General features: G+C 72.5%; 6 protein-coding genes. 4 read left to right on the forward strand and 2 right to left on the reverse strand.

Annotated features, from left to right (window positions below):
* Positions 1 to 241: 241 nt before the first annotated feature.
* Together ACZ4Z2_RS37070 and ACZ4Z2_RS37075 are read right to left on the reverse strand one after the other, a co-directional pair.
* On the reverse strand, positions 242 to 1,015 hold the full coding sequence (locus tag ACZ4Z2_RS37070; protein ID WP_468082150.1) for a hypothetical protein: 774 nt from the start codon (positions 1,013 to 1,015) through the stop codon (positions 242 to 244).
* A gap of 187 nt (positions 1,016 to 1,202) precedes the next feature.
* Positions 1,203 to 2,918, reverse strand: a complete 1,716-nt coding sequence (locus ACZ4Z2_RS37075; protein WP_468082152.1) for a PucR family transcriptional regulator — start codon at positions 2,916 to 2,918, stop codon at positions 1,203 to 1,205.
* A 400-nt stretch (positions 2,919 to 3,318) separates the two neighbouring features.
* Between ACZ4Z2_RS37075 and ACZ4Z2_RS37080 the strand changes: the two genes are divergently transcribed.
* The 4 genes from ACZ4Z2_RS37080 (at position 3,319) to ACZ4Z2_RS37095 (ending at position 9,053) form a co-directional block, all read left to right on the forward strand.
* Positions 3,319 to 4,209: an FAD binding domain-containing protein gene (locus ACZ4Z2_RS37080; RefSeq protein ID WP_468082160.1), complete on the forward strand. Its 891-nt coding sequence runs from the start codon at positions 3,319 to 3,321 to the stop codon at positions 4,207 to 4,209.
* Positions 4,209 to 4,814 carry a (2Fe-2S)-binding protein gene (locus ACZ4Z2_RS37085; protein WP_468082154.1) on the forward strand — a complete coding sequence of 202 codons (606 nt, stop codon included), beginning with the start codon at positions 4,209 to 4,211 and terminating at the stop codon, positions 4,812 to 4,814. The genes ACZ4Z2_RS37080 and ACZ4Z2_RS37085 overlap by 1 nt, the downstream gene beginning before the upstream one ends.
* Positions 4,815 to 4,816: 2 nt before the next feature.
* Entirely contained in the window at positions 4,817 to 7,204 is a 2,388-nt protein-coding gene (locus tag ACZ4Z2_RS37090; RefSeq protein WP_468082156.1) for a xanthine dehydrogenase family protein molybdopterin-binding subunit, read from the forward strand.
* 385 nt (positions 7,205 to 7,589) lie between these two features.
* Positions 7,590 to 9,053, forward strand: a complete 1,464-nt coding sequence (locus ACZ4Z2_RS37095; protein ID WP_468082158.1) for an NCS2 family permease — start codon at positions 7,590 to 7,592, stop codon at positions 9,051 to 9,053.
* The last annotated feature ends 91 nt before the right edge of the window (positions 9,054 to 9,144 follow it).

Here is a 9,144-nt window from a genome sequence, read left to right on the forward strand (position 1 = left end):
GTACACGGGTCAGGGCCCGGCACGCCGAGAGCACGCACCTGACGCCGCGGGGCCGCCCTTCGGGCGACGGCGGGAATGTGACGACAGGGCCTAGCCGTGTAGGGGTGCGGGTGGTTCGCCGGGTGGCCGTGGTGTGTGGCTGGTTTCGACCCTCTCCCGAGCGCCACCGGCACACTGAGGTCGCGCGGTTCCCCGCGCGCCTGAAGACATGGCGCCGTCCGGTGTCACGGCACGCGGCCCCTCACGCCGTGGCCGCCGGAGGGGCCAGTTGGCGGGAGAGCCAGGTCGGGACGCCGCCCAGGAGGCGGAAGAGGCGGCGGGCCTCCTCGCGGAGGCGGGATGCCTCCGGTTCCGGTTCGGTGTCGGCGAGGGACGCGAGCGCGGGGGCCGTACCGACGAGGTAGCCCAACTCCTCGCGGATGCGCAGGGACTCGGCGAAGCCGTGCCGCGCCTCCGCCAGCTCGCCCTCCCGCAGGGCGAGTCCCGCCAGATGACGCCAGGTGAAGGACTGCAGCAGCAGATTGTCGTGCGCGGCGGCGCCGGCGTGGGCGCGGCGGTAGGCGGCGCGGGCGGCCTGCGGGGCGTGCGCGAGGTTCTCGGCGATGAGGCCCCGGCGGAAGTCGAGCAGCGCCCGGCCCGGCGCTCCCGGGTCGATCAGGGCGGCGGCCCGACCCAGCGCGGCGCGCGCCTCGTCCGAGCGGTCGCGGATGCCGAGCAGGGTGGCCGCGTACGCCAACTGGCCGCGCTCACAGGCCGCCGCGCCCCGCTCCTCGTCGGTCTGGGCCTGCGCCTCGGCCGTGCGCAGCGCGTCCTCGGCCTCCTCCCAGCCCTGCTCGGTGTAGAGGCAGCGCTCGACGAGCAGCGCGGTGCGCTGGAGCGCGGCCTGCGGGGTGACGGGTTCGATCAGGGCGGCCGCGTCGACCCAGCACGCTCGTGAACGCAGGCGCCATACCGCGGTCTGGAGTGGATCGTCGCCGGCGGTCGTTCCGTTACCAGACATGGCGGTATGCGCCACGTTGCCCTCCCCGAGCACACCGTTGAGCCTTGAGTTGGTGGCCGCATCTCAGCACGAATGGGCGGGCTGGCCAAGAGGGTGGGTGAAAGAATTCACAAAGTCATGGGGTGCGGAGGGCGCACTTCGATCTTCGTCCACCACCCCCCGGGGCGCAGGGGCCCCCGGCCCAACTCGCCTGCCGTGGGCGCTAACTCATCCGCAGCGCCAGGAAGAAGTCCAGCTTGTCCTCCAGACGGGACAGGTCCCGGCTCGTCAACTGCTCGATACGGCCCACCCGGTAGCGCAGGGTGTTGACGTGCAGGTGGAGGCGGGCGGCGCAGCGGGTCCAGGAGCCGTCGCAGTCCAGGAACGCCTCCAGCGTGGGGATCAGCTCGGCGCGGTGGCGGCGGTCGTACTCCCGCAGCGGGTCCAGGAGGCGGGCCGTGAAGGCGCGGCGGACGTCGTCGGGGACGAACGGCAGCAGCAGGACGTGCGAGGCCAGCTCCTGGTGGCCGGCCGCGCAGACCCGGCCGGGGCGGGCCGCCGCCACCCGGCGGGCGTGCCGGGCCTCCTCCAGGGCGCCCCGCAGCCCCTCCGCCGAGTGCACGGCCGCGCTGACGCCGAGGGTGAGCCGCCCGTCGTCGTCGAGGCCGGCCGACAGCGGGTCCCGTACGGCCGCGAGCAGGGCGTCGGCGTGGAGGCCGGCCTCGGAGCCCTCGTGCTCCGCGGAGACGGCGGGCAGCGGGACGAGCGCGATGGCCTCGTCACCCGTGTGGGCGACCGCGATCCGGTCGGAGTGCTCGGGGCCGGTCGCCAGCGGGTCCACGAGGATCTCCTCCAGCAGCGCCTGCGCCACCGGCCCCCCGTCGATCCCTTCCACCCGCCGCGCGCCGCTGTTCTCGGCCGCGGGGCCGGGCTCCTCCCACTCGACCCGCGCCACGACGACCTGCCAGTGCGGGGCCGTTCCGAGACCGGGCAGGAGCACCGGCGCGGCGACCCGCAGCCGGGCCGCGATCTCGGCCGGGGCCGAACCCGCCTGCACCAGCTCCAGGACCTCCTGGGCGAGCCGTCGCCGTACCGTGCGGGCCGCGTCGCGGCGGTCCCGCTCGACGGCGATCAGCTGGGTGACGCCGTACAGCAGGTCCAGCCGCTCGGCCGGCCAGTCCCCGGCGTCGGCCTCGACCGCGAGCAGCCAGTCCGACAGCACCGTCTCGCGCACGTCGAGGGCGGCGGCGTCCGGGGAGCGGCCGGTGCCGCCGATGGGGAACAGCGAGTACGTGGTCGTACCGATGCCCACCCGATGGGGCCCGCGCCGCCCCGTGCGCGTCGCCGCCAGGTGTTCGCCGGCCAGCCGGGCGCACAGCTCGGCCGGCAGGGGCGGCCCCGCGACCTTGGGGCCCGCGATGAGGCGGCCGGCGGGGGAGAGGACCCAGGCCCGCAGGTCCAGGTCGGAGCCGAGCAGGTCGAGGACGACGTCCGGGCCGCCGCCCGCCGGGCCGGAGGTCATCATCCGGCGGTGGCGGTCCACCACGGCCGCCAGGTCACCGGCGCGCTCGCCGGACACCTGACGCACGACGTGCTCGGTGATCGTCGCGAAGGCCACCGACTCGTTCACCGCGAGCAGCGGCAGCCGGTGCCGGGCGCAGGCCACGACGAGGTCCTCGGGCACGTCGCCCAGCTCGGCCTCGCCGGCGGCCAGGGCGGTGACACCGGCGCCGACGAGGATCCGTACGAAGGACTCGGAGTCGGTGGCGTCGCGGCGCCAGGCGAGCCCGGTGAGCACCAGCTCGCCACCGGAGAGGTAGCGGCTGGGGTCCCGCAGATCGGTGGTCATCACACCGCGTACGGTGCGGTCCAGCTCGTCCTCGCCGCCGAGCAGCCGCAGACCCAGCGCGTCGGTGTCCAGCAGTGCGCGCAGGCGCATTCTCGTCGCCGCCGTTCTTGTCTAGAAATCTGTGGTCGGTTCGCTCGGGGAGCGCCCCGGTGTCTTCCGGAGGAGGGTGGTTACCGGAGACCGGGGCACGCCTGTCGGCGTGGCCTGGGACTTTCGAAAACCGACCCGCCCGGCCCCGGGTGTGTGCTGCGTGTTTCCGGAGCGGAACGAGGAGGTTGCTGATGGCCTCCGTTCATACGAATCTACAAGACGCGCCCCCTGGCCAGGCAACTCCTTCATGTTTTCCGTGACTGACCGGGGCGGAGGAGGGCGCTGTGTACTGGCGTCGATCCCCCATGAACAGCACATGAACGAGCCGGGCCCGCCGCACACGATCTGGCTCGAACGGAACCACTCCGAGACGACAGAGACGAAGAAGAGAGCCGGTCAGATGGACTTCCTTCGCCCCGCCAGCTGGGAGGAGGCGCTCGCCGCGAAGGCCGAGCACCCCACCGCTGTGCCGATCGCCGGCGGCACCGACGTGATGGTCGAGATCAACTTCGACCACCGTCGGCCCGAGTACCTGCTGGACCTGAACCGCGTCGGCGACCTCTACGAGTGGGAGGTCGGCGAGGAGACGGTTCGCCTGGGCGCCTCCGTCCCCTACACCCGGATCATGGAGCACCTCCGCCCCGAGCTGCCCGGCCTCGCCCTGGCCTCGCACACGGTGGCCTCCCCGCAGATCCGCAACCGCGGCGGCGTCGGCGGCAACCTCGGCACCGCCTCCCCGGCCGGCGACGCCCACCCGGCCCTCCTCGCGGCGGGTGCCCGGGTCGAGGTCGAGTCCGTACGGGGATCCCGGCTCATCCCGATCGACGACTTCTACACCGGCGTCAAGCGCAACGCGCTCGCCCCCGACGAGCTGATCCGCGCCGTCCACATCGCCAAGGCCGACGGGCCGCAGCAGTACTCGAAGGTCGGCACCCGCAACGCCATGGTCATCGCCGTGTGCGCCTTCGGGCTGGCCCTGCACCCCGCGACCCGCACCGTCCGCACGGGCATCGGCTCGGCCGCGCCGACCCCCGTCCGGGCCAAGGTCGCCGAGGAGTTCCTGAACGCGGCGCTCGACGAGGGCGGCTTCTGGGACAACGGGAAGATCATCACCCCGTCGGTCGCCCAGCAGTTCGCCGAGCTGTGCTCCGCCGCCTGCAACCCGATCGACGACGTCCGGGGCACCGCGAGCTACCGCCGGCACGCGGTCGGCGTCATGGCCCGCCGCACGCTCATGTGGACCTGGGAGTCGTACCGCGGCAACGCCGCCCGCACGGAGGGAGCCGCCTGATGCGCGTCAATTTCACGGTCAACGGACGTCCGCAGGAGGCCGACGACGTGTGGGAGGGCGAGTCCCTGCTGTACGTCCTCAGGGAACGCCTGGGGCTCCCCGGCTCCAAGAACGCCTGCGAACAGGGCGAGTGCGGCTCGTGCACCGTCCGCCTGGACGGCGTGCCGGTGTGCGCGTGCCTGGTCGCCGCCGGGCAGGTGGAGGGCCGCGACGTCGTCACCGTCGAGGGCCTCGCCGACTTTGCCAAGCAGCGTGCCGAGCACGGCGGTTGCGCCTCCGGCGCGTGCGGCACCGCGGACGCCGCGGCCGGGACCCCGCTCGACGAGGCCCGGCGCTGGGCCGCCCGCGGCACCGACTCCCAGACCGGCGAGGGCACCGAACTCGCTCCGATCCAGCAGGCGTTCATCGACGCCGGCGCCGTCCAGTGCGGCTTCTGCACCCCCGGACTGCTCGTCGCCGCCGACGAGATGCTGGAGCGCCACCCCAACCCGACCGACGCGGACATCCGCGAGGCCCTGTCGGGCAACCTGTGCCGCTGCACCGGCTACGAGAAGATCATGGACGCAGTCCGCCTCGCGGCCGCCCGGCAGTCCGAAGGGGTCTGATCATGGGAACCACCGGCCTGCCCACCAACATCACCCAGGGCTCCCGCACCAAGGGCGGCATCGGCGAGTCCACCCTCCGCCCCGACGGCACCCTCAAGGTCACCGGAGAGTTCGCCTACTCCTCCGACATGTGGCACGAGGACATGCTCTGGGGCCAGATCCTGCGCTCCACGGTCGCCCACGCCGAGATCGTCTCCATCGACACCGGCGAGGCCCTCGCCACCCCCGGTGTGTACGCCGTGATGACGTACGACGACCTGCCGACCGACGTGAGGAACTACGGCCTGGAGATCCAGGACACCCCGGTCCTCGCCCACGGCAAGGTCCGCCACCACGGCGAGCCCGTCGCGATCGTCGCCGCCGACCACCCGGAGACCGCGCGCCGCGCCGCCGCCAAGATCAGGGTCGAGTACCGCGAACTGCCCGTCATCACCGACGAGGCGTCCGCGACCGCGTCGGACGCGATCCTCGTCCACGAGAACCGCACCGACCACCACATCGGGCACGTCCCCCACCCCAACATCGTCCACCGCCAGCCCATCGTCCGCGGCGACGTCGCGAAGGCCCGCGAGCGCGCGGACGTCATCGTCGAGGGCGAGTACGTCTTCGGCATGCAGGACCAGGCGTTCCTCGGCCCCGAGTCCGGGCTCGCCGTCCCCGCCGAGGACGGCGGTGTCGACCTCTACATCGCCACCCAGTGGCTCCACTCCGACCTGCGCCAGATCGCCCCCGTGCTCGGCCTGCCCGAGGACAAGGTCCGCATGACGCTGGCCGGGGTCGGCGGCGCCTTCGGCGGGCGCGAGGACCTGTCGATGCAGATCCACGCCTGCCTGCTGGCCCTGCGCACCGGCAAGCCCGTCAAGATCGTCTACAACCGCTTCGAGTCGTTCTTCGGCCACGTCCACCGCCACCCCGCGAAGCTCCACTACGAGCACGGGGCCACCAAGGACGGCAAGCTCACCCACCTCAAGGCCCGCATCGTCCTCGACGGCGGCGCCTACGCCTCCGCCTCCCCGGCCGTCGTCGGCAACGCCTCCTCCCTCGGCGCGGGCCCGTACGTCATCGACGACGTCGACATCGAGGCCGTCGCCCTCTACACCAACAACCCGCCCTGCGGCGCGATGCGCGGCTTCGGGGCGGTCCAGGCGTGCTTCGCGTACGAGGCCCAGATGGACAAGCTGGCCGCGAAACTCGGCATGGACCCGGTGGAGTTCCGCCGGCTCAACGCCATGTCCCAGGGCACCGCCCTGCCGACCGGGCAGGTCGTCGACTCCCCGGCCCCGGTCGCCGAACTCCTGCGCCGCGTCAAGGCGATGCCCATGCCCCCCGAGCGGCAGTGGCTGGCGGCCGGCGAGGCGGCGGACGTACGGGAGCTGCCGGGCGGCCTGTCCAACACCACCCACGGCGAGGGCGTCGTCCGCGGCGTCGGCTACGCCGTCGGCATCAAGAACGTCGGCTTCTCCGAGGGCTTCGACGACTACTCCACCGCCCGGGTGCGGATGGAGGTCGTCGGCGGCGAACCCGTGGCGACGGTCCACACCGCCATGGCGGAGGTCGGCCAGGGCGGCATCACCGTCCACGCGCAGATCGCCCGCACCGAGCTGGGCGTCACCCAGGTCACCATCAACCCGGCGGACACTCAGGTCGGTTCGGCCGGTTCGACGTCCGCGTCCCGCCAGACCTACGTCACCGGCGGCGCCGTGAAGAACGCCTGCGAACTGGTCCGGGAGAAGGTCCTGGAGCTGGGCCGCCGCAAGTTCGGCACGTACCACCCCGCGTGGGCCACCGCCGAACTCCTGCTGGAGAGCGGCAAGGTCGTCACCGACGCCGGCGAGGTCCTCGCCGACCTCGTGGACGTCCTCGGCGACGAAGCCGTCGAGGTCGAGGAGCAGTGGCGGCACCGGCCGACCGAACCCTTCCACCCGCGCACCGGGCAGGGTTTCGGCCACGTCCAGTACTCCTTCGCCGCGCACCGCGCCGTCGTCGAGGTCGACACCGAGCTGGGCATGGTCAAGGTCGTCGAACTGGCCTGCGCGCAGGACGTCGGCAAGGCCCTCAACCCGCTCTCCGTGCTCGGCCAGATCCAGGGCGGCACCACGCAGGGCCTGGGCATCGCCGTCATGGAGGAGATCATCGTCGACCCGAGGACGGCGAAGGTCCGCAACCCGTCCTTCACGGACTACCTCATCCCCACGATCCTCGACACGCCGACCATCCCCGTCGACGTGCTCGAACTCGCCGACGACCACGCGCCGTACGGGCTGCGCGGCATCGGCGAGGCCCCCACCCTGTCCTCCACCCCGGCCGTCCTCGCGGCGATCCGGGCGGCGACGGGACTGGAGCTGAACCGCACGCCGGTACGCCCGGAACACCTGACGGGCACGGCCTAACTCCGTTGAGCCGCTGAAGAGTTCGGTGGGTGCGGTCCGTCGGCGACTGCGGGGAAGCGGGGGCTGGTCGCTCAGTTCCCCGCGCCCCTTGGGCGGCATGGGTCGCGCCCGGCGCTTTCAAGGGCCGCAGGCCCTTGAGGGGCGCGGGGAACTGCGCGACCAGCCCCCACCCACCCGCGGTCGCCGAACGCACCGAACCGACCGAGCCCTACGCCACAGCACCCCAACCGCCGGGTGAGCGATCGACCCACAGCCACCCGGCCCCGTTCCAGCACCGCAGGTACCCGTTCGTTTCGGGCCGTCCCCCGGGTCGGGCGCCTTCCCAAATCCCGTGACCGCAACTCCGCTGTCCGGGTGCCCCTGTGAACCTTGGGAGCAGGCCCATATGACCCAGCAGTCCCTCCAGTCGAAGGCCGACACCGCAGCGGACGACACGGCCGCGGAACCCCGCCTCCCCGTCGGCGGGTCCTCACTCGACCGGTACTTCCACATCACCGCCCGAGGCTCCTCCGTCGCCCGGGAGGTCCGCGGCGGCGTCACCACCTTCATGGCGATGGCGTACATCCTCCTGCTCAACCCGCTCATCCTGTCCGGCCCGGACGCCGCGGGCGCCACCCTCGGCCAGAAGGCCCTGATCACGGCGACCGCCTTCGCGGCGGCCGTCAGCACCCTCCTCATGGGCTTCGTCGGCCGGGTGCCGCTCGCCCTCGCCGCCGGCCTGTCCGTCTCGGGTGTCATCGCCTCGCAGGTCGCCCCGCAGATGACCTGGCCGCAGGCGATGGGCATGTGTGTCATGTACGGCGTGATCATCATGCTGCTGGTCGTCACCGGCCTCCGTGAGATGATCATGAACGCGATCCCGCTGGCCCTGAAACACGCGATCACCATGGGCATCGGCCTGTTCGTCGCCCTGATCGGCTTCTACAAGGCCGGCTTCGTGCACCAGGGGAAGGCCACCCCCGTCACCCTCGGCCCCGCCGGTGAACTCGCCGGCTGGCCCGTCCTGCTCTTCGCGGCCACCCTCCTCGCGATCTTCATGCTCCAGGCCCGCGGTGTCCCCGGCGCGATCCTGCTCGGCATCGTCGGCGGTACCGTCCTCGCCGTCGTCCTCAACGCCCTCGGTGCCATCGACCCGAAGCAATGGGCGGGCGGCGCACCGGAGTTGCACGGCAGCGCGGTCTCGATGCCGGACTTCTCGCTGTTCGGGCACGTCGAGTTGGGCGGCTGGGGCGACGTCGGCGCGATGACGGTCGGCATGATCGTCTTCACCCTCGTCCTCGCCGGGTTCTTCGACGCGATGGCCACCATCATCGGCGTGGGCACGGAGGCGGGCCTCGCCGACGACAAGGGCCGGATGCCCGGCCTGTCCAAGGCGTTGTTCATCGACGGGGCGGGCGGCGCGATCGGCGGTGTGGCGGGTGGCTCCGGCCAGACGGTGTTCGTCGAGTCGGCGACCGGGGTCGGCGAGGGCGCCCGTACCGGACTGTCCTCCGTCGTCACCGGATTGATGTTCGCCGCCTGCCTGTTCTTCACCCCGCTGACGGCGATCGTCCCCGGCGAGGTCGCGGCGGCCGCCCTGGTGGTCATCGGCGCCATGATGATGACCAACGCCCGGCACGTCGACTGGTCCGACCGCGCCACCGCGATCCCCGTCTTCCTGAGCGTCGTGATCATGCCGTTCACGTACTCCATCACCGCGGGTGTCGCGGCCGGAGTCGTCTCGTACGTCGCCATCAAGCTCGCCCAGGGCCGGGCGCGGGAGATCGGCGCGTTCATGTGGGGCCTGACGGCGGTGTTCGTCGTCTTCTTCGCCCTCGACCCGATCGAGAACTGGCTGGGCGTGCACTAGGTGTATTGCCCTGAGAGGTTGGGGACGCGGCTGGCGGGTGGTTGGCCCTTCAGCGCGGTGTGTCCGCGGTGGTGATTGTAGGTGTGCAGCC

It is taken from the genome of Streptomyces sp. NPDC030183 (assembly GCF_055573455.1).